The following is a 26,515-nucleotide window of genomic DNA, read 5'->3' as shown; positions in this document are numbered from 1 at the left end:
AAGCAATTCAAACAATCGAGGTTAGAGCATAACATCGCCACGGCCCCACAGGAGCAAGGCACCAATTCAACATCGGCAGAGCGCGTAGTTACTTCTTCTTTTTGCTTGGCATCGAGACTTTGATGCCTTGGGCGGACTTGGTCACGCGAGAGCGCTTGGCTCCGGCACTCCTCTTTTTCTTGGGCTGGGCCTGGGTCACGCCCTCGAGCGCGCGGGCCTCGGCCTCGCGAACGGTGCGATCTTCGCGGCGCTGCGCCATGTCGGCGGCGAAGCGCTTGGCAAAACGCTCGGCCGTCGAACCCGTCGAGCTCACCTTGCCGCCACCGCGACCCAGGCGGACGCGCACGCCGCGGCCAAAACCAGTTGCGGCATGACGACGACGCGGCTTGAGCGAATCCATCATCGTGGCGAGCTTAAAGAACACCGAGCAGGTAAAGACCACGATGACAGCCAAGATAACCATCTGGCCCATCGACAGGTTGGCAATGGACAGCAGCTCCGGGAATCCGATAACGCCCACCAAGATGCCGGCGACTACAAACACAAAGAGCACCACACGCAAGGGCGTGAGAGGCTGCGAGATGCGCCAGATCAGACTGACGCTCGCCGCGCACGACGTAAGCAGGCACATCGTAGACAGCGTGAGCTGGCTAAAGCCAAACACGCGCGCCACAAAGATATCGAGCGCCACAGCCAAAATGACCGCAATCGACGCCGGCAGTGCACGCTTGAGTACGTTGGTCAAAAACGCACCCTTCACGCGAGCATTGTTGGGCTCCAGGCCCAACACAAAGCCCGGCGCGCCGATGCAGAAGAAGTTAATGAGCGTCATCTGGATGGGCTCGAAGGGGTACGGCGGCAGCGCGATGCACAGCGCCGCCAGGCCCATCGAAAACAGCGTCTTGGTCAGGAACAGCGAGGCCGAACGCTGCAGGTTGTTGATGGAGCGACGGCCCTCGGCCACCACGGCGGGCATCGAGGCAAAGTCGTTGTCGACAAGTACGATCTCGGCCACGTTACGCGCGGCATCGGAGCCGGCTGCCATGGCCACGGAGCAGTCGGCCTCCTTAAGCGCCAGCACGTCGTTGACGCCGTCGCCCGTCATGGCCACGGTGTGCTCGCGGCGCTTGAGCGCCTGCACGAGCTCGCGCTTCTGCTGCGGGGTCACACGACCAAAGACATGGTAGCGGTCCACTGCGGCATCGAGCTTGGCCGGCGTATCGAGCGTCGTGGCGTCTACATAGGCGTCCGCCCCCGGCACGCCCACCACGCGCGCGATCGACGACACCGTACGCGGGTCGTCGCCACTGATCACGTTGAGGGTCACGCCCTGCTCGTTAAAGTAGCCAATAGTCTCGGCCGCCGAGGTACGAATCTCGTCGCGGATGGTTACAAAGCCCACGGGCTCGGCCTCGCCCACCATATCGCCATCGGGCGTAAAGCCGTCCACGCGCGCCACCACGAGCACGCGGCAGGTATCGGCAAGCTCGGCGACACGGTTCTCGACCTGCGAAAACACACGATCAGAGAGCACAAACTGCGCCGCACCCATCACATAGGAGCCCTGCGCAAACGACGCGCCACTCCACTTTTTGGAGGACGAGAACGGAATGACCGACAGCGGCTCAGACACCTCGACCGGACGGTCGGCGTAATAGTTGAGCAGCGCCTGGCAGGTCTCGTTGGCATCGGCCGAAGTCGCACGCGCCACGTTAGCCAGCGCAAAATCGAGCACCGTGGTATCGACGGGAACAGCCGCCGCGTCCGAGCCGGCGCCTAGGCTCACGCCCTCAACCGGCAGCGGATACGTGCCCTCGACCTCCATGCGGCCCGACGTGATGGTGCCCGTCTTGTCCAGGCACAGCACGTCGACGCGAGCGAGCGTCTCGATGCAGTAGAGCTGCTGTGCCAGCACCTTGCGGCGAGCCAGGCGCACTGTGGCGATGGCGAGCACCGACGAGGTCAGAAGCACCAGGCCTTGCGGGATCATGCCCAGCAGGGCGCCCACCGTGGACAGCAGCGCCGACGAAGGCACATGACCAGCCAACAGCTCGGAGAAGCACCACGAAAGTGCGCTATCGCCCGGGGTTCCCGCGGCATCCCACAGCTCGCTCACACTCGAGGCAAACAACGCCAAACCGAGCGGGATCATGATGATGCTCGCAAAGCGCACGATGGCGTTAAGCGCGTTCATGATCTCGGAATTGACCTTTTTGACGTATTTGGCCTCGTTATTAATTTTGGCCACGTAGTTGTCGGCGCCGACATGGATCACGCGGGCGCGCAGCAGGCCCGAGTCGATAAAGCTGCCGCTCATGAGCTCGGAACCGGGCTGTTTCTTAATAAGGTCGCTCTCGCCCGTCAGCAGGCTCTCGTTCACGAGCGCCTCGCCCGAAACCACCACGGCGTCAGCGGGAATCTGGTCGCCGCGCCCCAGGCGGATGATGTCGTCGAGCACGATCTGGTCCAGGTCGAGCTCCACCTCGGCGCCGTCGCGCACCGCGATAGCCTTCTTGGAGGTCAGCAGCGTGAGCTTATCGACCATCTTCTTGGAACGCATGGACTGAATGACGCCAATGGCGGTATTGAGGAACACCACGAACAGGAACGTCAGATTCTTAAACGAACCGGTCAAAATAACCAGGAACGCCAAGATCACGTTGATCAAATTGAACAGCGTGCAGAGGTTCTCGATGATGAGCTCTTTGACCGACTTGATCTTGAGCTCCATGCTGCGGTTGATCTTACCGGCGGCGATGCGCTCCTCGACCTCGGCGGTCGAGAGTCCGCGCTCGATATCCGTTGCTGCCATACCACGTCCCATCACGTCGCGTCGGTATAAGAAAAACCGCCCGGACCATGCGAGGCTCGGACGGTCTTACGTTCGATGGTGCCCCATGTTGGATTCGAACCAACGGCCTTCTGCTCCGGAGGCAGACGCTCTAATCCCCTGAGCTAATAGGGCCAACGTTTGGCATTATACCCAAGTGCACCACGGGCTATCAAAATAAAAGAAAAAGCTTTGCAATTACGTGGGAGACGCGGTGCAACGGCCCACTTTAGAAGGCAAAAGCGAGTCAGATAGTATAAACTTTCATGCACCATATATACACGGCTCGCAATGCGGGCCGTTTTTGCAAAAGTTATCCATCGAGGTGAGAGGCACACCATGATTGCAATTCTAAAGCAGAGCGCCAGCGACGAGGCCGTCAGCCATATCGTCAGCTGGATTGAGAAAAAAGGCCTGAAGACCGACGTCTCGCGCGGCGAGAACGAGACGATTATCGGCCTGGTGGGCGATACGACCAAGATCGACCCGTTCCTGCTCGAGTCCATGGATGTCGTCGAGCGCGTGCAGCGCGTCTCCGAGCCGTTCAAGCGCGCAAATCGCAAGTTCCACCCCGAGGACTCCGTCATCGACTGCGGCCACGGCGTCAAGATCGGCGGCGGCCAGTTCCAGGTCATCGCCGGTCCCTGCTCCGTCGAGGGCGAGAACCTCATCCGCATCGCACGCCGCGTGAAGGCCGCCGGTGCCACGATGCTGCGCGGCGGTGCCTACAAGCCCCGCACCTCCCCCTACGCCTACCAGGGCATGGGCCCCGCCGGCCTCGACCTGCTGTGCGAGGCGTCTGCCGAGCTCGACATGCCGATCGTCACCGAGATCATGGACCCACGCGACGTGCAGGTCTTCCTGGACAAGAAGATCGACGTCATGCAGATCGGCGCCCGCAACGCCCAGAACTTCCCCCTGCTCAAGGAGGTCGGCAAGACCCAGACTCCGATCTTGCTTAAGCGCGGCATGTCCGGCACGATCGATGAGTTGCTCATGGCCGCCGAGTACATCATGAGCGAGGGCAACGACAACGTCATCCTGTGCGAGCGCGGCATCCGCACCTTCGAGACCCGCACCCGCAATACCTTCGACCTCAACGCCGTGCCGGTGCTGCACCACCTTTCGCACCTGCCCGTCGTCGCCGACCCCAGCCACGCCACCGGCTACACCCGCTATGTTGAGCCCATGGCGCTCGCCGCGACCGCCTGCGGTGCCAACGGCCTGGAAATCGAGGTCCACGACGAGCCGAGCCGCGCCTGGTCCGACGGCGCCCAGGCCCTCACCCCCGATCAGTTCGACGACACCATGCGCCGCATCCGCGCCATCCGCGAGGTTGTCTGCCAAGAGACCATGGAGTAGCCCATGGGTACGGTGAGAAACGCGCGCGTTAACCAGGGCGGCCCCAAGTGCGCCGGCATCGTGGGCCTTGGCCTCATCGGCGGCAGTTTTGCCCGCGGCTATGCGCAGGCGGGCGTCCGCGTGCTGGCCTGGGACCCCGATGACGATGTCATGACAGCCGCCAGCATGGGCACTGTCGCCGGAGAGCTCAACGACAAGACACTCGGCGAATGCGACATCATCGTCCTGGCTTGCTACCCCGAGGCCTGCATCGAGTGGCTCGAGGCGCACGCCCAAGCGCTCGCCGACGCCACCGACACCGAGGCCATCATGGGTCCCGTGGTGATCGACACCGTGGGCGTCAAGGGCATCGTGTGCGAACGTGCCTTTGAGCTTGCCCGCGAGCACGGCTTTTACTTTGTGGGCGCGCACCCCATGGCGGGCACGCAGTACTCGGGCTACGCACACTCCCGCGCCGACCTGTTCCAGGGCGCCCCGCTCGTGCTCGTGCCGCCCGCGGTGGACGACGCACTTAAGCTGGAGCTTTTGGGCCAGGTGCGCGAGATGGTGCGCCCCTTGGGCTTTGGCAAGTTCAGCGTGACCAGCGCCGCCGAGCACGACCGCGTCATCGCCTTCACGAGCCAGCTTGCGCACGTGGTATCCAACGCCTACGTCAAGAGCCCCACTGCCCAGGTCCACCACGGCTTTTCGGCCGGTAGCTACCGCGATCTCACCCGTGTGGCGCACCTCAATCCTCAGATGTGGTCCGAGCTCATGATCGACGACGCCGATGCGCTTGCCTTCGAGATCGACCATCTGATCGAATCGCTCGGCGCCTACAGCCGCGCCCTTAAGGACCGCGACCAGCGCTATCTGGAGAATCTCCTTGCCGAGGGCGACCGCATTAAGCGCGCACTCGACGACGAGGCCTCCCACTAGACCACCTATCACGCCAGGTCGAAAGGACCATAGCTTATGGCGATTACCATCGATATCGACACTGCACGCCCCTACCAGGTGCATGTTGGCACGTTTTTGCTGGAGCAGACGGGACCGCTCGTGCGCGCCACTGCCGGCGGCACCAAGGCCGTCATCGTGACGGACACCAACGTGGGCCCGCTCTACCAGATGCCCGTTAAGCAGAGCCTAGAGGCATCAGGCTACGAGGTGAGCATCTGCACCTTCGAGGCCGGCGAAGCCCATAAGCGCGCCGAAACCTATGTTGCCATTTTGGAGTTTGTGGCCGAGCACGAGCTTTCGCGCTCCGACGTGATTGTGGCACTCGGCGGCGGTGTCGTGGGCGACGTGGCGGGCTTTGTGGCCGCCACCTACATGCGCGGCTGCAAGTTTGTGCAAATCCCGACGAGCCTGCTCGCCATGGTGGATTCGTCGGTGGGCGGCAAGACCGCCATCGACCTGGCTGCCGGCAAGAACTTGGCCGGCGCTTTTTGGCAGCCGAGCGTGGTTATCGCTGACGTGGGGTGCCTGGCCACCCTCACGCCCGAGCAGTTCGCCGACGGCTGCGGCGAGGTTGTGAAACACGCCGTGATCGCCGACCCGGAGCTTTTCGCCGAGCTGGAGAAGACCCCGCTCACGCTGGAGCTGCTCAACCGCGATGTGGCCCGCGTAGCGCTCATCATCGCCCGCAATATCGACATCAAGCGCGCCGTGGTCGTCGCCGACGAGCGCGAGACCAACCAGCGAAAGCTCCTTAACTTTGGACACAGCGCCGGACACGCCGTCGAGGCCTGCGAGCACTTTGAGCTCGGACACGGCAACTGCGTGTCGATCGGCATGGGCATCATCACGCGCGCCGCGGCCCTGCACGGCGTCTGCGATGCTGCACTGCCCGGTCGTATTGAGGAACTCTGCGCCCGCCACGGCCTCAAGACTCGCTGCGAGCTTTCCGCCGATGCCGTCTTTGCCGAGGCGCTCCACGACAAGAAGCGCGCGGGCGACACCATCGACCTGGTGATTCCGCACGGCATTGGCCGCTGCAGCATCGACCGCACGCCGCTTTCCACTTTCCACGAACTCATTGCCGAGGGCCTCGGCCAGAAGGGAGACGCATCCGCATGCTAGCCCGCATCACCCCGTCCCCGCTCAAGGGCACCGTTCCCGCCATCGCGTCCAAGTCGATGGCACATCGCCTGATCATCTGCGCTGCGCTTGCCAACGGCGAGACACACGTCACCTGCAACACCACCTGCGCCGACATCGAGGCCACGGTGCGTTGCCTTACGGCACTCGGCGCCCGCATCGAGACCGTCGAGGACGGCTTCCAGGTCCACCCTACCATGAAGAGTGTTGAGTTTGGCCTGCTCAAGGCCCTTGCCGGCGGCACGCTTGACTGCGGCGAAAGCGGCTCCACGCTGCGCTTTATGCTGCCCGTCGCCTGCGCGCTGGGTGCGGATGCCACCTTCGTGGGCCAGGGCCGCCTGGGCGCCCGCCCGCTCTCGCCGCTCTCGGACGAGATCATCGCCGCCGGCTGCGACCTACAGGGTCTGGGCGGTTTTCCGCTCAAGACGAGCGGACGCATGCGCCCGGGCACCTTTGTGCTGCCGGGCAACGTAAGCTCGCAGTATATCTCCGGCCTGCTGCTGGCAGCCCCGTTGCTCGCCCAGCCCTCCTGCGTGCAGGTAACGGGCCTCATCGAGAGCCGCCCCTACATCAACCTGACGATCCAGGCCATGAAGGCCTTTGGCGTCGAGGTCAACGTCGAACGTATTCCGTCCAAAGACGGCCAGCCCGAGGTCACGAACTTCCGCGTAAGCAGCGGCTCGTACCGCACGCCCGGTAACGTGGCCGTCGAGGGTGACTGGTCCAACGCTGCCTTTTGGCTGTGCGCCGGCGCCATCGGCTCCGATCCCATCACCGTCGAGGGTGTGTCCCTGAGCTCGGCCCAGGGCGACCGCAACGTGCTTGCCGCGCTTTCGCGCTTTGGCGCCCGCATCGTGCGCTCCACCAACGCCGCCACCGTGCAGTCCGACAAGCTCGCCGGCTTTGAGATGAGTGCCCACGACATCCCCGACCTGGTGCCCGTTATCTCGGCCGTGGCATCGCTGGCGCAAGGCCGCACGTTCATCCGCGATTGCGCCCGCCTGCGCATCAAGGAATCCGACCGTCTGGCCACTACCACCCGCGAGCTCACCGCACTGGGCGCACAGGTACGCATTGCCGGTGACGACCTCATCATCAAGGGTGTCGACGCCTTTACTGGCGGCGAGGTCGATTCGCACAACGACCACCGCATCGCCATGATGGCCGCCATCGCCGCGAGCCGCGCCACCGGCGAGGTCGTGATCCACGGCGCCGAGGCCGTCAACAAGTCCTATCCCGATTTCTTCGACCACTACCGCCTACTGGGCGGCAAGGTCACGCTCGAGGAGGAATAGCATGTCCTCGACCTTTGGCAACGTCTTGCACTTAAGCATCTTCGGCCAGTCGCACTCCCCCGCTATCGGCTGCTCGCTCGATGGCATTCCGGCAGGTATCGCCGTGGACCAGGAGCAGCTGCAGGCCTTCCTTGACCGTCGCGCCCCCGGTCGCGACGAGACCGCGACCAAACGTCGCGAGGCCGACGCCGCGCATATCATCGCCGGTGTGGTCGATGGACACACCACCGGCGCACCCATCGCAGCGATTATTGAGAACACCAACACGCGCTCCAAGGATTACTCCGAGCTGCGCCGCAAGCCCCGTCCGGGACATGCGGACTTCCCTGCGCGCGTAAAGTATCACAACATGCACGATGTCGCTGGTGGCGGGCATTTCTCCGGCCGCCTAACGGCACCCTTGTGCATCGCGGGCGGCATCGCGCTGCAGGCACTCGAAGCCCGCGGCATTCAGGTCATGGCGCACGTCGCGCAGATCGGCGGCATCTCCGACCTGCCCATGGACGACATGGTCTATCGCGAGGCCGACCGCAAGGCGATCCTTACGAACGACCTGCCCTGCATCGACGCCGCCGCTGCCGGTCGCATGCGCGAGGAAATTCTGGCCGCGCGCGATGAACTCGACAGCATCGGCGGCATTGTGGAGTGCGGCATCTACGGGCTTCCCGCGGGCATCGGTGACCCCATGTTCGATGGCATCGAGAACCGCATCGCGCAGATTGCGTTTGGCATTCCCGCCGTGAAGGGCGTGGAGTTTGGCATGGGCTTTGCCGTGGCCGCCATGCGCGGCAGCGAGAACAACGACCCATACCGCGTTGATGCAGAGACCGGCGACATTGCAGTCGAGTCCAATAACGCCGGCGGCATTCTGGGCGGCATCTCCACCGGCGCACCCGTCATGTGGCGTATGGCCGTGAAGCCGACGCCCTCCATTGGCCGCGAGCAGCAGACCGTAGACATGGACGCCATGGAAAATGCCGAGCTCTCGATCCACGGCCGCCACGATCCCTGCATCGTCCCCCGAGCCGTCCCCGTAGCCGAAGCAGCCGCCGCCCTCGCCATCTGGGACGCTCTCCTCGAGGACGCCGCCCAGCTCTAACCCGACTCACCTGGGTTGCCTGCCAACTCAGCCGTTACGTGAAAGGGGCCTCCATGGACCTTGCTGACATCCGCCAGGCCATCGATGGCATCGACACCACGCTCCTCAACAGCTTTGTCGAGCGCATGGACATTGCCACCGAGGTAGCCAAGTCAAAAATCGAGATGGGCAAGGCCGTCTTCGACCCCGCCCGTGAGCGCTCCAAGCTCAACAACCTCGCCAGCCGCGCGCCCGAGCGCTACGAGGCGCAGACCATCACCCTGTTCCGTCTCCTCATGAGCATGAGCAAGGCCGAGCAGCAGCGCTACATCAACGAGTTCAAGGGCATCACCGTCTCGCAAAAGGCCCACGCCACGGCTGCAGTCTCCGACACGGCCTTCCCTCAAACGGCCACCGTTGCCTGCCAGGGCGTGGAGGGTGCCTATAGCCAGATCGCCGCGTGCAAACTCTTCGACGTGCCCGACATCGCGTTTTTCGAGACCTTCGAAGGCGTTATGCGCGCTGTGCGCGACGGCTTCTGCGAGTTTGGCGTGCTGCCCATCGAGAACTCCACCGCCGGCTCGGTCAACGCCGTCTACGACCTGCTCGCCCAGTTCGACTTCCACATCGTGCGCTCGCTTCGCCTCAAGATCGACCACAACTTGCTCGTCAAGCCCGGCACCAAGCTCGCCGACGTGCGCGAGGTCTACAGCCACGGCCAAGCCATTGCCCAGTGTGCCGGCTTTATCGAGTCCCACGACCTGCACGCCACCAAGTACCCAAACACGGCCATGTCGGCCGAGATGGTCGCCAACTCCGAGCGCACCGACGTCGCCGCCATCGCCTCGCTCAGCTGTGCCACGCTGTATGGCCTCGAGGTGCTGGAGCCCAATATCCAAGACTCGGACAACAACTACACGCGCTTTGTCGTCATCGGCCGCGAGCCGCGCGTCTACCCCGGCGCTAATCGCACCTCGCTCATGATCACCACGGCCAACGAGCCGGGCGCCCTCTATCGCGTGCTCGAGCGCTTCTACGCACTCAACATCAACCTCATCAAGCTCGAGAGCCGCCCCATCCCCGGCCGCGACTTTGAGTTTATGTTCTACTTTGATCTGGACTGCCCCTTTGGCAGCAAGGCCCTCGACGACCTGCTCGATTCCATCGACGACGTGTGCGAGAGCTTCACCTACTTTGGCAGCTACACGGAGGTGCTCTAGATGACCGATACCGCCGCAACCCGCCCCTACGGCGTGCTGGGCCGCGTGCTGGGCCACAGCTATACCCCGACCATCTACAAAGAGCTCGCTGGGCTTGAATACGTGCGTTTTGAACGCGAGCCCGAGGATCTTGAGGCTTTTATGACGGGCGACGAATGGGAGGGCACCAACGTGACCATCCCCTACAAGCGCGCCGTCATGGAATACCTGGACGAGCTGAGCCCGCTCGCCGAGCGCATGGGCAACGTCAACACCATCACGCGCCTGCCCGACGGCCGCCTGCACGGCGATAATACTGACTACTTCGGTTTCCAGTGCCTGGTCGAGGAGTTGGGCGTTGAGGTTGCCGGCAAGAAGGCCCTCGTGCTCGGTGCCACCGGCGGCGCCGGCACCACGGCAAGTATGGTGCTGGGAGACATGGGCGCCATCGTCGTACCCGTGGGTCGCACGAGCGAGGTCAACTACGACAATATCGCGCAGCAGTCCGACGCCTCCCTACTCGTCAACTGCACGCCCGCCGGCATGTTCCCCCATTGCCCCGACGCGCCTTGCACGCTCGAAGGCCTCGATGCGCTCGAGGGCGTCATCGACATTGTCTACAACCCCGCCCGCACGGGCCTGATGCTCGAGGCCGAGCGCCGCGGCATCCCCTGCATCGGCGGCCTGCTTATGCTTGTTGCCCAGGCGGCACAAGCTGTCGAGCGCTATACCGGCAAAGCCACCCCGCGCGAGAGGATCCTGGACGTAACGGAGCGCCTGTCACGCCGCGAACAGAACATCGCGCTGATCGGCATGCCGGGCTCGGGCAAGACCCGCGTGGGCGAGCAGATCGCCCAGCTCACGGGCCGCGAGCACATCGATCTCGATCGCGCCCTCGAGGAGCGCCTGGGCATGCCCTGCGCCGACTTTATCATCAAGTGCGGCGAGGCGGCCTTCCGCGAGCAGGAGACGGCAGCGCTGGCCGACATCTCCAAGCGCAGCGGCTTGGTGCTCTCCACCGGCGGCGGCGTGGTTACGCGCGACGAGAACTACCCTCTGCTGCACCAAAACAGCCAGATCGTGATGCTCAACCGCAAGCTCGACGAGCTCGCCCACAAGGGCCGCCCCATCACCGCGCGCGACGGCATCGACAAGCTGGCCGAGCAGCGTATGCCGCGCTACCGCGCCTGGGCCGACTACATCATCGACTCACGCGACTGCGCCGCCAACACCGCCCATGCCCTCCTCGACACCCTCCCACCCGCTCTCTAACCAAAACCACCACAAAGGGGGCAGGCACCTTTGTGGTGGTTTTTCAACTGCAAAGGAAGCAACCATGAAAGCACTCGTCATTAACGGCCCCAACCTCAACATGCTCGGCATTCGCGAGCCAGGCATCTACGGCAGCGACAACTACGATCGCTTAGTGCAGATCTGCCAGGAAGCGGGTGCCGCACAGGGCTTCGACGAGGTCGAGGTCTTCCAGTCTAACCACGAGGGCAGCATCGTCGACAAGATCCAGGAGGCTTACGGAAAGGTCGACGGCATCGTCATCAACCCGGCCGCCTACACGCACACAAGCGTGGCCATCCTGGACGCGCTCAAAGCCGTCGCCATCCCGGCTGTGGAGGTCCACATTAGCGCAGTCGAGACCCGCGAAGACTTCCGCCAGGTGAGCTACGCCCGTCTGGCCTGCTTCGCCACCATCACCGGAGAGGGCCTCCAAGGCTACGCCCACGCGTTGGAGCTGCTGAAAGAGCATCTCGAAAAGTAAAATGCCAACCCCAACAAACAGCAGCGGCTTGCTCGCGCTCGGCTCCAGCAACACACAAGATGAAAAAAGCCCAGACCACCAAGCGGTCCGGGCTTAATAAACGATGGTGCTCCATGGCGGATTCGAACCGTCGACCTTGGGATTAGAAGTCCCCTGCTCTATCCAACTGAGCTAATGGAGCAAATAACCGCACGCCCAGCCAAACAATTCGGCCAAGCGCAAGTAATTATAACCTAGTTGAACTGCTCGCGATACGCCTTGCAGACCTCACTGACCGGGCCGTCCATGCGAAGGTCACCCTTCTCAATCCAAACGGCACGCTGGCAGATGCGCTCAACCTGCTCCATGGAGTGCGAAACGAACAGAACCGTCACGTCGCCGCTCTGGATAAAGTGCTGGATGCGGGCCTCGCACTTCTGCTGGAAGAACACATCACCGACGGACAGCGTCTCGTCAACGATCAGAATATCGGGCTCGGTAATCGTCGCGATTGCAAAGGCGATACGCGCCACCATGCCCGAGGAGAAGTTCTTAAGCGGCATATCGACAAAGTTCTGAAGCTCAGCGAACTCAATAATGCCGTCAAAGTTGGCGTCGATGAACTCCTTGGTATAGCCGAGCAGGGCGCCGTTCAGATAGATGTTCTCGCGGGCGGTCAGCTCGGGGTCAAAGCCGGCACCAAGCTCAATCAGCGGCGCAATGTTACCGTGCACCTTAACGCTGCCCTCGCTAGGCTCAAGCACACCGGCGATAATCTTGAGCATCGTAGACTTACCGGAACCATTGGTGCCAACCAGACCCACGACCTCGCCACGATGAATATCAAACGAGATATGCTTGAGCGCCCTAAACTCCTCAAAGAACAACTCGTGCTTGGCAAGCTTGATGAAGTACTCCTTGAGGTTGGTCAGCGACTCGGACGCCATGTTAAAGATCATGGTGACGTCGTCGACCTCGACAGCCAGAGGCTGCTCGCTGTAATCAACAACAGATTCAGTCATCACAGCACTCCTTAGATGTAGAGGATGAACTTGCGCTCGGACTTATGGAACACGGTATAGCCAATAACAAGCGCAAGAACCGCCCAAGCAACGCACATACCAAACGTCATAAGCGAGGGCGTAGTCTGGAACAGGAAGATATCGCGCATAAACTGCAGGTAGTTATACATGGGGTTCGCATAGACCAGAATGCGCACGAGATGCGGCATTTGCGCAACGAAGTCGGTCGTCCAGAAAATAGGCGTAATGTAAGTCCACGCCGTAATGACGACGCTCCACAGATGCATGACATCGCGGAAGAAGACCGTGAGGGCGGAGAGCATCATGCCCAGGCCCATGCAGAAGCACATAAGCAGCAGTAGGCAGACCGGCAGCAGAATCAGGTGCCAAGAAGGCATAACGTGGAACCACAGCATAACGATGGCAACGGCGACCAGCGAGAAGGCAAAGTTAACCAGCGAGAAGAGCACCTTCTGTACTGGGAAGACCCAGCGGTGCACCTTAACCTTCTTGAGCAGCGGGGCAGCACCCACGATCGACGTCAGGGCCTGGTTCGTAGACTCGGACATGACGGCAAAGGTGACGTTACCCACGATCAAGTACAGCGGGTACATCTCGGGCGTAATCGAACCATTGCGGCCCTGGGCAAAAATCGTCGAGAACACGATGGCCATGACGATCATCATGAGCAACGGGTTAAGCACCGACCATGCAACGCCCAAAACACTGCGACGATACTTGATCTTAAAATCCTTGGTGACCAGCTGACGAAGGATGAACACGTCCTTCTCAAATTCGTTCTTAGCAAACGTCGCAGGCAGACTGCGAGTTTCTTGTTGCTTTGTCTGATCCGACACGGATGCAACTCCTTTACTCGTAATCGTTGACAAACGAACAGTATAGACCCGACGGGCGGGCAAACGATTCGCGCAACAAAACTGGAGAACTAACTCACATCTTAGGATGCCCGTCGCAAACGGCTATACTTTCTAACGATTGAATAATTAAGGAGCATTGAGTGAATTCTGATTCTATTGCCGTCATTATCCCCTGCTACAACGAAGCCCTCACTATTGGCAAAGTTGTTGACGACTTCCACCGCGAGCTTCCGCAGGCGACGGTCTACGTCTATGACAACAACTCGTCAGATGATACCTCGCGCATCGCAACGGAACATGGCGCCACGGTGCGCTTTGAGCCCCGACAGGGAAAGGGCAACGTCTGCCGTCAGATGTTTCGCGATATCGACGCCGCCTGCTATCTGATGGTCGATGGCGACGATACCTACCCCGCCGAGGCGGCCAAAGCCCTCTGCGAGCCCATCCTCAACGGCATGGCCGACATGACCGTGGGCGACCGCCTGTCCAACGGCACCTATGCCGAGGAAAACAAGCGTGCGTTCCACGGCTTTGGCAACAATCTGGTCCGCGCCATGATTAAATGGATCTATGGCTACAGTTTCGATGACGTCATGACGGGATATCGTGCCATGAGCCGCCCGTTCGTCAAGACCTTCCCCGTGCTTTCCGAGGGATTCCAGATCGAAACCGAACTCTCGATCCACGCCGTCGACCACCGTTGGCGCATCAAAGATGTACCCATCGAGTACCGCGATCGCCCGGAAGGCTCCGAGTCCAAGCTTAATACCGTGAGGGACGGCATTAAGGTCGTCACCATGATCGGCACGCTGTTCAAGGACTACCGTCCTTTGAAGTTCTTCAGCCTCGTCGCGCTTCTGTTTGCGATAGTCGGGCTTGCCCTGGGCATCCCCATCATTGTCGAGTATTTCCAGACCGGTCTTGTTCCGCGCTTCCCCACCGCCATACTCGCCGCATCGTTTATGTTCCTGTGCGGCTTAAGCCTCGCGACCGGTTTTATCCTCGACTCCGTGGCAAAGGTCGAAAAAAAGCAGTGGGAAGTCAACGTGTATAGCAAATACGCCTACGACGACCAGCCTGGCAGGTCCGCCACCACGCCAAGCGAGAGGTAGATCTTCCGCAAAATACTATTGGCACCACTGCGTAGATAGCCACCAACAAGAAAAGCCGCCGTTAACAAGCGGCGGCTTTTGCTCTCGAAAAGTTAATAGCGGCTAGAGCGTCTTGAGGTACTCCCCCAGCTCTTCCTCCCAGTCGGGCATGTGGAACCCGACCGACTCGAGCCTGGACAGGTCGAGCGCGGAGTGGACCGGGCGCGGGGCGACGGGGCCGGCGGCGCCGGCGTAGTAGTCGGCGGTCGAAACCGGCACGACCCTGTCCCCGTTGCCGTTGGCGGCCTCGAAGACGGCGCGGGCGATATCGGCCCAGCTCTTGACGGTGCCGGAGCCGGTGCAGTCGTAGGTGCCGTAGGGGGCGTGCGTCCCCAGCACGTGGAAGATGGCCTCGGCCATGTCGCGCGTGAAGGTCAGGCGGCCCAGCTGGTCGTCAACGACCGTGACCTGCTCGAGCCCGTCCTCGGGGTCGGCGACGCGGTCGGACAGCGCCTTCATGGTCTTGACGAAGTTGTGCCCCTCGCCGATGACCCAGCTGGAGCGCATGATGTAGTGGCGTGGGCACCCGGCCACGGCGATGTCGCCGGCGGCCTTGGTCTGGCCGTAGACGGACAGCGGGCTGAGGGGCTCCTCCTCGTCGTGCACCTCAGCGGTGCCGTCGAAGACGTAGTCGGAGGACACGTGGATGAGGGTGATCCCGTGATCAGAGCATGTGCGGGCGAGGAGGGCGGGGCCGGTCGCGTTGGCCTTCCAGGCGGTCGCGCGGCCCTCGGCGGTCTCCGCCCTATCCACGGCGGTGTAGGCGCCGCAGTTGATCACGGTGCCGTAGAGCGACCAGTCGTACTGTGTGTAGGCGTCCGGGTCGGACATGTCGAAGGTGTCGATGTCGCAGAAGTCGAAGTCCTTGGCGACGCCGCGCTCCTCCGCCAGCCTGCGCACAGCATGGCCCAGCTGGCCGTTGCAGCCGGTGACGAGCGTCCTCTTGGGCGCCATTGGGACGACGTCCCTGAGCATCGGGTGGTTCAGGTCCGCCTCGGATACAGTGGCCTCATCGACCGGGATCGGCCACTCGATGGCGAGCTCGCGGTCGGCGAGGTTCACGAAGGTGTAGGTCTTCTTGAGCTCGAGGGACCAGTGGGCGTCCACCAGGTAGGTGTAGGCGGTGCCGTCCTCCAGGGCCTGGAAGGAGTTGCCCACGCCGCGCGGGACGTAGATGGCCTTGGACGGGTCGAGCGTGCAGGTGAACACCTTCCCGTAGGTCTCGCTGCCCTCGCGCAGGTCCACCCATGCGCCGAAGACGCTGCCGCGCGCCACGGAGATGAACTTGTCCCAGGGCTCGGCGTGGATGCCGCGGGTGACGCCGCGGCTGTCGTTGTAGGAGATGTTGTTCTGGACGACCCTGAGGTCCGGGATGCCCAGGGCGGTCATCTTGGCGCGCTGCCAGTTCTCCTTGAACCAGCCGCGCGAGTCGCCGTGGACGGCGAGGTCGACGACCTTGAGGCCCTCGATGCCGGTCTCGGCGACGGAGAGGTCCTTCTCGAATGCGATGTCTGCCATATGGGAAAAGCTCCTATCGAAGAGGTTCAGGTTGCGGGCGCCCGCGCGGGGACGCAGGGTCATCCCCATGCCCTGCGGCCCCGCGCGGGCGCCCCGCGGTGCGGTTCGCCGGAATGCAGTCTTACTGGCCCTGTGCGCGGTAGCGGGCCTCGGTGGCCTCCTTGGCCGGGCGCCACCAGGACTCGTTCTCAACGTACCAGTCGATGGTCTGCTTCAGGCCCTCGGCGAAGTCGGTGTGCGCCGGCCTCCAGCCGAGCTCGCGCTGGAGCTTGGTGGAGTCGATGGCGTAGCGGCGGTCGTGGCCGGGGCGGTCGGCGACCCAGTCGAAGTCCTCGGGGTCCTTTCCCATCGCCTCGAGGATCATGCGCAGGACCGTGATGTTGTTCTTCTCGCCATTTGCGCCGATGAGGTAGGTCTCCCCCATGCGGCCCTTGGTGAGGATGTCCCAGACGGCGCTGGAGTGGTCCTCGGTGTGGATCCAGTCGCGGACGTTCTCGCCGCGGCCGTAGAGCTTGGGGCGGACGCCGTCGACGATGTTGGTGATCTGCCTGGGGATGAACTTCTCCACGTGCTGGTAGGGGCCGTAGTTGTTGGAGCAGTTGGAGATCGTGGTGCGCAGGCCGTAGGTGCGGGTCCAGGCGCGCACGAGCATGTCGGAGGACGCCTTCGTCGAGCTGTACGGAGAGGAGGGCTTATAGGGCGTCTCCTCGGTGAACTTCGCCGGGTCGTCGAGCGCCAGGTCGCCGTAGACCTCGTCGGTGGAGACGTGGTGGTAGCGGGCGCCGTACTTGCGGACGGCCTCCAGGAGGCGGAAGGTGCCCTCGACGTTGGTGCGCAGGAAGGGCTCGGGGTCGGCGATGGAGTTGTCGTTGTGGGACTCGGCGGCGTAGTGCACGATGGCGTCGTGGCCCGGGACGATGCGGTCCAGGAGCTCCGCGTCGCAGATGTCGCCCACGACGAGCTCCACGCGGTCGGAGGGCAGGCCCGCGATGTTCTCGGGGTTGCCGGCGTAGGTCAGCTTGTCCAGGACGGTGACGTGCACGTCGGGGTGGTTATCGACCACGTAGTGCACGAAGTTGCTGCCGATGAAGCCGCAGCCGCCAGTGACGATGATATTCTTGGGTTCGAAAATCTCAGACATGAAAATCCAATCTGAAGCATGTACAGCTTCTTTAGTATGCCGCAGGAAGTGACGCCGCGACGCTATTCAACAAAACTATCGGACATTTCGGCATGCGATAAGAGCCATAACCTTCGCAGAATTACCTCCTGTACAAAACGCCTCCGAAATGCAGTCTTTGTCGTAGTGAAAAACCGAATCCCCAGTTATTTCACGTAAGTACTTATAGAAGAAATCCTCCCAGCTTTTAAACTTCTCACTGTTTACAAAGGCTTCTGGGGTTTCCAAAACCGTCTTAACATCTAGCCCTGAAATTACGCCGGAGCTCAGTAGAAGCCACTCGAATGATTCGGGAAGACAAACCGTAACAGTATCGCGGTGAATGTCTTGCAGCTTAAGGACGCGGTCCGCATAGCACCCAAATGCCGCTCCGTCCGCGACAACAAACACGCGATCGTCGAAATGCTGATCCAACCAGCCCAAAATCGCGCTGTTCGTCATGGCCGAAGCGCAGGTAAGCTCACTGTCAGCGAAATGCCGTTCAAAGAACTGGAAACCAGACTTACTGTCCTCGCATAGAAGGATAGAAAAGTCCTGTTTTGGCGCCGACCGGGAAATAGCATAACGATGATTCCCGCGATCTTGATAAACAGGGACGAAAGAATGGTATTTTCCGCTCGTCTTAATCTTGTAAATCTCATCCACGCTATACGGAAGATTGGGGAAATCAGCCCTTGAGATCAGCACGAAAAAATTCGAGGAATACAGCACATGATGGGCAAACTCATCAGAATGGATCTCTTTTAAGCCCTCATCGACAAATACAATCGAGTCATGAACGGACAAAAGCTGGTTTCGCCAATCATAATCGGTCAGGGCGACACAGGGACAATCGCATTGCAAGGAAACGCCCGACTGCTCGCCCGTTCGCATGTAGTCTGCGACCATGTCAAACAGCGTCGTCTTACCCGTGCCGCTATCGCCACGCACAATAGTGATGTTCCGCTTGATGGTAAATGTGTACTTGGTTCCCCTACGGCGGGAAATCTTAACAAGATGCGAACCGTTCATAAGCAGCACCTACAGATACGGAATCGACTCGTGAATCAATTCGGCCATGTTATGAACGATTCGGCCGCTGTTCACGACTTTGATTTTAAAATCCTCGCGGCCAAAGTCCATCACATGATAGAGATTCACAACGAGCTTGCGGTCTTTCGCCATGTCGAGAATCCACTTGGCACAGTTGTCACCACAGGTAGAAGCGTTAAAAATATGCTTACGATCAAATCTCATAAGCAGCAGCGTTTTCACGCCACCAGAAAGCTGGAGTGGGGAGATGGATCCAAGCACAGGGCTTTCGATGACGTTTTCGGAGACAACAACCGATCGATCGACATCTTTAATTATCGAGACTGCATAGGGATCCGCAATCCAAGAAGACCGGTAAGAGTTTTTGAAATATGTCGCTGTGTTGTAAATCGCTTCTGGCATATCGCCAAAGTAGACGCTTAACACATCCACTCCCAATCATATTGTCTTTATGGTCAACGTAATCATAACGAAAGGGGCCACCAGATAAACGGTGACCCCTGAAAGAAAACAAGCTTGCGCTAGTACTCGCGCGGGCTGTTGACGATCTCGCCGGCGGCGACCTTCTTCAGGTGCTGCCCGTAGACCGACTTGCCGTAGGCCTTGGCTGCCTCCTCCAGCTCGGCGGTGGTGATCCAGCCGTTCTCCCATGCGATCTCCTCGGGCACGGACACGGGAAGGTCCTGGGAGTGCTCCACGGCGCGGACGAACTCCGCGGCCTCATGCAGGCTCTCCATGGTGCCGGTGTCCAGCCACGCGTAGCCGCGGCCCAGGGTGACGACGGACAGCGTCCCCTCCTCCAGGTACATCTGGTTGAGCGTGGTGATCTCCAGCTCACCGCGGGCCGAGGGCTCCACCCTATGCGCCTTGACGGCGACGTCGCCCGGGTAGAAGTAGAGGCCGGTGACGGCATAGCTGGACTTGGGCTGGGCGGGCTTCTCCTCGATGGAGACGGCCCTCCCCTCGCCGTCGAACTCCACGACGCCGAAGCGCTCGGGGTCGTCCACGTGGTAGCCGAAGACCGTGGCCCTCCCCGACTCGGCGTTCTGGACGGCGCGCGTCAGGTGGCGCGACAGGCCGTTGCCGTAGAAGATGTTGTCCCCGAGCACGAGCGCGCACGGCTCGCCGGCGATGAACTCCTCGCCGATGGTGAAGGCCTGGGCCAGGCCGTCGGGGCTCGGCTGCTCGGCGTAGGAGAGGTTCACGCCGTAGCGCGAGCCGTCCCCGAGCAGGCGCTCGAAGTTGGGCAGGTCGGTCGGCGTGGAGATGACCAGGATGTCCCGGATGCCCGCCAGCATGAGGGTGGACAGCGGATAGTAGATCATGGGCTTGTCGTAGACCGGAAGCAGCTGCTTGGAGGTCACGAGCGTGAGCGGGTACAGGCGCGTGCCGGACCCGCCGGCGAGGATGATGCCTTTCATATCAAAATCTCCTTCTAAGGAAAAACAAAAGTGGAAAACGCTAAAGTAATTCTATATTAATTTGACTGCTATTAATCCTTTCGGAAGAGGAACAACACATGCCAACGGCTCTGATTACCAACCTGAACATCAACTCCCGTACTGGCTCAGAGCTTCACACTCTAGAGTTCGCCAAACAACTGCAAAATAGAGGCTACGTTGTCACCTGTTTTTGCTTATGCGCCGCTTACCCTTTACTTAAAGAATTTGAAGAAGAAGGCATCGAAGTATTGACCCTAGGAGACGAGACCAAACTCGAGAATCAGTATGATTTATTTATTGCACAACACCGAGTAGCAAGTGAATACATATATTCACTTCAAAGAATTACGTTCTCATCCATTTTTATTTCAGTACTCGGGCTCTCAGATGAACATGAAGGCTTGCCCTTTTTCACAAATCTGTCAGACGGAATCATCGCTGTCAGCCATGAAGTTAAAGGTCATATAGAAAACAGCGCTCAGGCGCATAATATTCAGCTCCCCCCCGTCCACGTCTTTCCAAACTACTGCACGAAATCTTTTTACGATTATAATTACCAGGGAAATAATGAACTGAAAAGCATCTGCTGCATATCTAATCATCCCGCTCCAGAATGCCTCGAAGCATTTGATTTATTAAAAAAAGACGGAATAAGGGCCGATGTCTTTGGCTATCAATCTCAAAGTGTCAAAGTGACGCCGGAATTACTTTCTCAATATGATGCTGTAGTTTCCATCGGAAGAACCGCACAGGAATGTATGTCCATGGGAATACCCTTCTATTGCTATGACCACTTCGGGGGACCTGGCTATATCACCCCTAATAACATCGAACATAATGCCCTTTTCAATTTTTCTGGACGACCAGAGAAACGAAAGAGCTCAGCGCAACAACTCTACAATGATTTAGTCAATAGCTATGCAGAAGCCCAAAGGATGCAAAGCCAGATAAAGGATTTATGCATAAACAGATTCCAGCTAGAAAATCAATTCGAACAAGTCATGAACTTTATAAATGTTAATAAAGACAAAAAGCCACACGTACAGAATGAAATTTCTGATGAAGCAAAAGAACTCTACAGGCTTAAGGCGATGAATTATTCAACAAGCTACGAAAACGCTTGCATTGGCCAAGGCGAGCTCTTTTATGACAAAGAATCTGAATCCAACCCACAAGCCCAGCAGTGCAATAGCTATCGGTTTAAATATAGGTACTCAACTGAAGTCGAAATAGACCTCCCAGAGCAAATGCGAAGCGGGCTTATTATCATTAGATTCGATCCCGATAATAAGCCGTGCAAGTGCACTATTAGCAATTGCAAGCCCATTTCGAATAACTGTTTTTCCTCAAATACAGCGCAAGAGACGTTTTTGACATTCGATCCGCAGTATCACCTATCAGGGGCAAAAAGTATCCACTTCATAGCAAATAAACTGGACCTTTTGGATGTTATAAGCATCTGTAATCAAATCAATAAAAAGCAGACCAGTATATTCGGAAAACTATTTCATAAGTAAAGCTCTGGCGACTTATTGTGTCGCCAGAGCTTTACTTCAATCTACATAGTGCTCATCGGACCGTGGTACGGGTCACCATTGACATAGTACTCCGCCCAAGCAGTGCGCAATTTACCCTGCTCGCGCATAAATCGAATTTTCTTCTCACCGGTCTCATAGCCGCGACTAAAGGATTCATAATGATACAGAAGCGCATCTGCATCGAAAACAACTAACTTATCGAGTGAACGAACCCTCAGACAGAAATCAACGTCATTAAACGCGACTTCGAAGTCTTCATTAAACCCATTAAGCTCTTCAAATACAGAGCGCTTTGTCATCATGCAGGCAGCAGTAACGGCGCTTAAGTCTTGTGAAATTACAGCGCGGCGCATGTAACCTGGATCATCCCGGTCAAGGTTGTTGAATACGTGAATGGGCCCACCCATTTCACCTTCATTTTTACAGCAAATCATCATTACGCCCGCATGTTGTACCGTATCATCCGGATATAGCAATTTTGCACCGACGGCCCCAACGTCCTCACGCTGACAGAAAGACAGCATTGAAGAAAGCCAGCAGCTCTCAATAACCTCAGTGTCATTATTCAAGAACAGCAGGTATTTGCCGGATGTCAGCCCAACGCCATAATTATTGATAGCGGAGTAATTAAACGGACCATCCCATGTTGCAATACGGACGTTCTCATATTGCTCGGGAACGGTGCGGTAATACTCAAATGTCGCATCTTCTGTACTGTTATTCTCAATAACCAGAATCTCGAAGTTGCGGTAATCAGTTTTTTCCTCAATAGAGTCAATGCAGCGGCGTAAGACCTCAACGCTATCTTTATTGGGGATAACGATACTGACCAAGGGTTCTTCATTAAGAGCGTAGGCAATGTGATAGAAACAGGCAGAATCAGTTAACTCCGCAGTACCGTTCAGACCGCAGCGATCCAAATGCTCTTGCAGTGCCCTTCTGCCAGCATCGTCGGCATAATTCTTATTTCCCGCGCTCTTCGCAGTTGACGTATCGCTAATTCTCCAATGATAGAGAACCTCGGGGACATGATAGATATTCTGAGTTCTCTCTACTAAACGCAACAGAAAATCATAGTCTTGAGCTCCATCGAACTCTTTCCGTAGCATCAGTTCTTTAGCAAACGAGGCACGAACGCAAAGCAGATGAGTTATGTAGTTATGAACGCGAAGGAGATCTAGATTGAAATCAGACTTGAAATGAGGGGCCACATACTCACCGGTCTCATTTAAGAAGTCCTCATCGCAATACAGTGCATCAGTATCAGGACAGTCCTGAATTCGCTCTGCGTATCTATAAAGAGCAAACGGATCGAGTGTATCGTCGTGATCGAAAAACACGACATAATCGCCCTTTGCTTTAGCAATGCCAAAGTTAGTGTTCCCCGAAATACCCTTGTTTGACTCAAGGGTGACAACTTTGACGCGTTTATCAGTCAATTTATCCAAAGCGGCAGCCAGCTCAACACATTCTGGAGTTGAGTTAATCAAAATGAGTTCCCAATTAGAATATGCCTGATTGATTACAGAATGCACCATATCGTTAAGAAAACTAACAGGTGTCTTATATAACGGAACAACAATACTAAACAGAGGGCCGCTAATTAATTTACATTCACTAAAATCCAGCATCGAAAGATAGTCAATACGTTTGGAATGAGAAGAAGCGTAGGCGCCGGCAGATGAGGCCTTGTAGAAAAGTGGCGATAGCGTCGAAAGATAATATTGAACGGAAGCAGCATCAAAGCACAGAAAACCAGGCTGTTCATTACTGCAATTTCCGTCAGCAACTAGCGTATAAGTGTTGCCGTCCATTGGAATTCGCAGTGTAAAAGAAATTTCAGAACGTCTTTGGCTAAAAGTTACGACATCGCTGCAACGGCCAACACTTAAATTGCCTGAATCACTTCTGCTGCCGCTCTCATCCAAGAGAAAAATATCGGAGTTTCTGCAACTATACGGCCCGCAAACCACGCCTTTAATGATGAGATCACCGGCAGGTGATTCAAGAGCAAGCTCTGGCTTAACGTGAATTTGATGCGAATAAACCTGCTGATCAATATCACGCAAAGCGAAAGCTAGCTTGCGTTTAATTTTATAACAATAACGTGATAGCCACTTTATTGCAATCCAGTTCAATTTTCCGCTATACAAACTCTTGACCATGCCACTATCTAATCTCAACATAATAGAGATATGGACTCCGCCAGAACCCAACAACGGAACAGCCAAAATCAACATGTCTTTAGAATTTAATCTATATATCCCAACCGGAAGTTGATTTCCCAAATCCGTGCGCACCTCAGCGGAAATTCCACTAATGTCAACCTGACTATTGATCGCAAAGCCAAAGTAAGCCTTACCGAGGCCGCGGCAAAGACAGGTCAATCTAGCTTTCATCGAATCCTCCAAAATGCACTACAGGCTGCATAATCTGAATTACAAAACACCACTTGAAAGTAACGGAATAATCAAATGAATAAAAATGCGAACGAACAGCAGCAGATAAAATAGCACTGTTGCCACAACGGAAAACTTAACCAGCTTAATAAATACACCATAGTCATTAATTGATATAGCCAAGCGCTTCTCTAATGAATTACCAGATTCATCTTTGCAGGATTTAACTTCAATTTCCGCGCATAGCAAGGTCCAGAGACCCTGGCATAACGAAACAATCCCAAAAGCACAAAGCAGAGACAAGATCCCGAATCCAGCCATCACATACCTGCCCTGAGGCTGATAATCAGATGCCCATGAATAGTAAATTGATAAAAGAAATGGAGTCGCAACAGTAATAAGGCCAGGAATAAATGTTAAATAATCGCCAGTTTGTTTAGCAGTAAACAGGCGACGAATAAGACCGATTACGAGTGAAGGAATAAATACTAATAAATATAAAACGAATGACGTATTGCCTACAAAGATACTCATATATCCAAATGTACCTATAAATGACTGAGCTACAGACAAAGGCCAATACACCGAATAGTTCATTTGATTAAACAAACAGTCAGGCAAATACCCTTGCTGACGTAAGGTGCCACGTTGCGATGGTTTAAAGCCGCTAGCACCATATATCTCAGATGTTTTAGAGCTAGTAGCCATTCCGATAAAGTCTCCGTTATACAACAGCGCATTTCTTATAAAGAACCAGCCGCAGACTATAAATGAACCGGAAAAAACCACCAAAGGACGATAAAGAATAGCGGAAATATAATCGGATCTCGTCCTTAAACAAAAATCTTTCTTAATAGAACTGAAATAGAATATGATTGCTGCAATTATTACACCATAAGCGTAGTAATAAGAGAGCGCGAGCACCCCCAAGCCGCAGCCCAAGAAGAAACAGCTCCTATAGCTCCAGCGATTCTCTCGTGCATTCAAACAAAGAATTATCACAAGGTTTGTCGAGAGAAATTCAAGCTGTTCAGAATTAAAGTAAGCAGCAAGGAATACGTTTTGTGGTAAAAATGCAAATATAGTTGCGGCAAGAATTGATGTTAAATTGCCAAATTTAAGTTTTTTACCCATAAGATAGATACAAACTATATTTAACGCAGCAAGAAGGCAATTCGATAATCTCGCAGCAATTATTAGCGCTGCAGAAGAATTGGGAACCACCAGCTTAGCAACACAGATAAACGGCACTGCAATCAACGAGGACCCGTACACGCTAAATGCATATGATGTACCCCAAACCTCATTTATGATCGCAGGATCATCTCCACGCGGTAAACAGCCATTCTCTGCAATAAATAAGGGTACTTGTAGCCTCATATACTCATCAGGCGCTGAAGACATAGGCAGACGAAATGCCCACCAGATGCTAATCAAACAAAACACTGCAAGAACGAGCACCAAGCAATAGACGTTTGCATTTTTGTAAAACTTCGTAGAATTCAACCTAAACCTACTTACACACTTAAATGCCGCCACATTAAAGCAATTAACAACAAGCCTTAGTGGCTAAAGACGAAATACGCTGCCCATAGCCATCGCCAGGAACTGCCCAGCGACCATTCAAATCCTCGACGCATGGCGCAACGCCACGCTTGACTTTTTCAAAACGGGGGTCGACACAAGGATTATTTAAAGGTTCTTTCGAAGCATAAGCCTTTAAATGTTGGACCTGTGCACGAAGACCAGATCGCACATCCCCAAAAGACGCACCACCCGCTGTGGCATTCACGGCGCCGATTCCACCGAAGTTGCATTGTTCCGCTTTTACGCTACCACCAAATTGAAGCCAGCCAGTTTCGTACATTGCTTGGGCAAACAGGATTTCCGCCTTAACACCTTCAGCATTCGCTTCCTCAAATACTATCTGGCAAAAGTCATTAATAGTTGTTGCGCCCTTGGAGGCATAAATAGTCGGATAGATATGTCCAGTTGAGTTGTACAAGGAAACCATGCTCGAAACCGAAGCGGCAGACTTTCCCATAATCGGAGTGCCCAAAGTTGTGCACGCCACGAGGTCGGCGTCGGAGAAGGACGACCAGGACGATCCGTTCCAGGCCTGGACCAGGAACTTGTAGGAAGTGCCGTTCGAGAGGCCCTTCACGGTGTAGGACTCCTCGGCGCAGCCCAGCGTGTAGGTCTTGTAGCCGGACCCCTGGCGGACGGCGACCGCGTAGCGGGTCGCGCCGGGCACGTGGCCCCAGGAGAGCTCGACCGACCTGTCGCCGGCCTTCGCGGAGACCTTGGGCCTGACGGTGCCCGACGGCGCGGCGGAGCACAGGTAGCCGTCGGCGGCCGAGGACCAGGACCCGTCGACCCGGGCCTGGACCAGGAAGCGGTGGGTCACGCCGTTGGCGAGGTCGGAGACCTTGAAGGAGGTGCCCTTCTCGTCGAGCGTGTAGGTCCTGTAGGAGCCGTCGGCCATCTTCTCGGCGACGGCGTAGCGCTCGGCGCCGGCGACCGCCTTCCAGGAGACGGTGACCTCGCCGTCGCCGGTCGCCTCGGCCTGAGCCTCGGGGGCCCTGGGGTCCGACGGGCGGCACGCCACGAGGTCGGCGTCGGAGAAGGACGACCAGGACGATCCGTTCCAGGCCTGGACCAGGAACTTGTAGGAAGTGCCGTTCGAGAGGCCCTTCACGGTGTAGGACTCCTCGGCGCAGCCCAGCGTGTAGGTCTTGTAGCCGGACCCCTGGCGGACG

At 57.4% G+C, this 26,515-nt stretch carries 21 protein-coding genes and 2 tRNA genes; 10 read left to right on the top strand and 13 right to left on the bottom strand.

Annotation, left to right across the window (positions count from 1 at the left end; translation table 11 throughout):
- Positions 1–88: 88 nt before the first annotated feature.
- Together AAA021_RS04850 and AAA021_RS04845 are read right to left on the bottom strand one after the other, a co-directional pair.
- Complete coding sequence (locus AAA021_RS04850) at positions 89–2,812, bottom strand: HAD-IC family P-type ATPase (protein ID WP_349088245.1); 2,724 nt, start codon at positions 2,810–2,812, stop codon at positions 89–91.
- A 76-nt stretch (positions 2,813–2,888) separates the two neighbouring features.
- Positions 2,889–2,965 (bottom strand) — tRNA-Arg (locus tag AAA021_RS04845).
- A gap of 204 nt (positions 2,966–3,169) precedes the next feature.
- Between AAA021_RS04845 and aroF the strand changes: the two genes are divergently transcribed.
- From aroF to aroQ, 8 genes are all read left to right on the top strand, one after another.
- Entirely contained in the window at positions 3,170–4,192 is a 1,023-nt protein-coding gene (aroF, locus tag AAA021_RS04840) for a 3-deoxy-7-phosphoheptulonate synthase (RefSeq protein WP_349088244.1), read from the top strand.
- A 3-nt stretch (positions 4,193–4,195) separates the two neighbouring features.
- The gene (locus AAA021_RS04835) at positions 4,196–5,110 is read left to right on the top strand and encodes a prephenate dehydrogenase/arogenate dehydrogenase family protein (RefSeq protein ID WP_117564237.1); all 915 of its coding nucleotides are present in this window, start codon (positions 4,196–4,198) and stop codon (positions 5,108–5,110) included.
- A 36-nt stretch (positions 5,111–5,146) separates the two neighbouring features.
- Positions 5,147–6,253, top strand: a complete 1,107-nt coding sequence (gene aroB, locus AAA021_RS04830) for a 3-dehydroquinate synthase (protein ID WP_349088243.1) — start codon at positions 5,147–5,149, stop codon at positions 6,251–6,253.
- Entirely contained in the window at positions 6,247–7,566 is a 1,320-nt protein-coding gene (gene aroA, locus AAA021_RS04825; protein WP_349088242.1) for a 3-phosphoshikimate 1-carboxyvinyltransferase, read from the top strand. The genes aroB and aroA overlap by 7 nt, the downstream gene beginning before the upstream one ends.
- Position 7,567: 1 nt before the next feature.
- Positions 7,568–8,665, top strand: coding sequence for a chorismate synthase (gene aroC, locus AAA021_RS04820; RefSeq protein ID WP_349088240.1), 1,098 nt, complete (start codon positions 7,568–7,570; stop codon positions 8,663–8,665).
- A 53-nt stretch (positions 8,666–8,718) separates the two neighbouring features.
- Entirely contained in the window at positions 8,719–9,864 is a 1,146-nt protein-coding gene (gene pheA, locus AAA021_RS04815) for a prephenate dehydratase (protein WP_349088239.1), read from the top strand.
- Positions 9,865–11,115: a shikimate kinase gene (locus AAA021_RS04810; protein ID WP_138374971.1), complete on the top strand. Its 1,251-nt coding sequence runs from the start codon at positions 9,865–9,867 to the stop codon at positions 11,113–11,115.
- 64 nt (positions 11,116–11,179) lie between these two features.
- Positions 11,180–11,617, top strand: a complete 438-nt coding sequence (gene aroQ, locus AAA021_RS04805) for a type II 3-dehydroquinate dehydratase (RefSeq protein ID WP_022094776.1) — start codon at positions 11,180–11,182, stop codon at positions 11,615–11,617.
- 104 nt (positions 11,618–11,721) lie between these two features.
- Here aroQ and AAA021_RS04800 read toward each other — a convergent pair.
- The 3 genes from AAA021_RS04800 to AAA021_RS04790 all read right to left on the bottom strand — a co-directional run bounded on the left by AAA021_RS04800 (position 11,722) and on the right by AAA021_RS04790 (position 13,475).
- Positions 11,722–11,798, bottom strand: a tRNA-Arg gene (locus tag AAA021_RS04800).
- 52 nt (positions 11,799–11,850) lie between these two features.
- A complete protein-coding gene (locus tag AAA021_RS04795) occupies positions 11,851–12,618 on the bottom strand; it encodes an ABC transporter ATP-binding protein (RefSeq protein ID WP_117763046.1) in 768 nt (255 codons plus the stop codon).
- Positions 12,619–12,629: 11 nt separating this feature from the next.
- Positions 12,630–13,475 (bottom strand): ABC transporter permease, encoded by an 846-nt coding sequence (locus AAA021_RS04790; RefSeq protein WP_349088238.1) that lies wholly within the window; start codon positions 13,473–13,475, stop codon positions 12,630–12,632.
- A 161-nt stretch (positions 13,476–13,636) separates the two neighbouring features.
- Here AAA021_RS04790 and AAA021_RS04785 point away from each other — a divergent pair, with 161 nt between their 5' ends.
- Positions 13,637–14,608 carry a glycosyltransferase family 2 protein gene (locus AAA021_RS04785; RefSeq protein ID WP_349088237.1) on the top strand — a complete coding sequence of 324 codons (972 nt, stop codon included), beginning with the start codon at positions 13,637–13,639 and terminating at the stop codon, positions 14,606–14,608.
- A gap of 102 nt (positions 14,609–14,710) precedes the next feature.
- Here the strand turns inward: AAA021_RS04785 and AAA021_RS04780 are convergent, their stop codons facing one another.
- The 5 genes from AAA021_RS04780 to rfbA all read right to left on the bottom strand — a co-directional run bounded on the left by AAA021_RS04780 (position 14,711) and on the right by rfbA (position 19,798).
- Positions 14,711–16,165 carry a sugar nucleotide-binding protein gene (locus tag AAA021_RS04780; RefSeq protein WP_349088236.1) on the bottom strand — a complete coding sequence of 485 codons (1,455 nt, stop codon included), beginning with the start codon at positions 16,163–16,165 and terminating at the stop codon, positions 14,711–14,713.
- 121 nt (positions 16,166–16,286) lie between these two features.
- On the bottom strand, positions 16,287–17,306 hold the full coding sequence (rfbB, locus tag AAA021_RS04775) for a dTDP-glucose 4,6-dehydratase (RefSeq protein WP_349088235.1): 1,020 nt from the start codon (positions 17,304–17,306) through the stop codon (positions 16,287–16,289).
- 75 nt (positions 17,307–17,381) lie between these two features.
- Positions 17,382–18,356 (bottom strand): hypothetical protein, encoded by a 975-nt coding sequence (locus tag AAA021_RS04770; protein ID WP_349088234.1) that lies wholly within the window; start codon positions 18,354–18,356, stop codon positions 17,382–17,384.
- 9 nt (positions 18,357–18,365) lie between these two features.
- The gene (locus AAA021_RS04765; protein ID WP_161145084.1) at positions 18,366–18,803 is read right to left on the bottom strand and encodes a DUF4869 domain-containing protein; all 438 of its coding nucleotides are present in this window, start codon (positions 18,801–18,803) and stop codon (positions 18,366–18,368) included.
- A gap of 95 nt (positions 18,804–18,898) precedes the next feature.
- A complete protein-coding gene (rfbA, locus tag AAA021_RS04760; RefSeq protein WP_349088233.1) occupies positions 18,899–19,798 on the bottom strand; it encodes a glucose-1-phosphate thymidylyltransferase RfbA in 900 nt (299 codons plus the stop codon).
- Between the two features lie 98 nt (positions 19,799–19,896).
- On the opposite strand from rfbA, the gene AAA021_RS04755 reads away from it, so the two are divergent.
- Positions 19,897–21,336, top strand: a complete 1,440-nt coding sequence (locus AAA021_RS04755) for a hypothetical protein (RefSeq protein WP_349088232.1) — start codon at positions 19,897–19,899, stop codon at positions 21,334–21,336.
- A 41-nt stretch (positions 21,337–21,377) separates the two neighbouring features.
- On the opposite strand, the gene AAA021_RS04750 is transcribed toward AAA021_RS04755, so the two are convergent.
- From AAA021_RS04750 to AAA021_RS04740, 3 genes are all read right to left on the bottom strand, one after another.
- Entirely contained in the window at positions 21,378–23,756 is a 2,379-nt protein-coding gene (locus tag AAA021_RS04750) for a glycosyltransferase family 2 protein (protein WP_349088231.1), read from the bottom strand.
- Between the two features lie 39 nt (positions 23,757–23,795).
- The gene (locus tag AAA021_RS04745; RefSeq protein ID WP_349088230.1) at positions 23,796–25,262 is read right to left on the bottom strand and encodes a hypothetical protein; all 1,467 of its coding nucleotides are present in this window, start codon (positions 25,260–25,262) and stop codon (positions 23,796–23,798) included.
- A gap of 43 nt (positions 25,263–25,305) precedes the next feature.
- Positions 25,306–26,515 (bottom strand): fibronectin type III domain-containing protein (locus tag AAA021_RS04740; RefSeq protein ID WP_349088228.1); only part of this gene is annotated, 1,210 nt, incomplete at its 5' end.

It is taken from the genome of Collinsella sp. CLA-JM-H32, from assembly GCF_040098165.1.
GTDB lineage: Bacteria > Actinomycetota > Coriobacteriia > Coriobacteriales > Coriobacteriaceae > Collinsella.
Note: the sequence above shows the minus strand (reverse complement) of the source record. Positions and strands in the feature narration are given on the sequence as shown.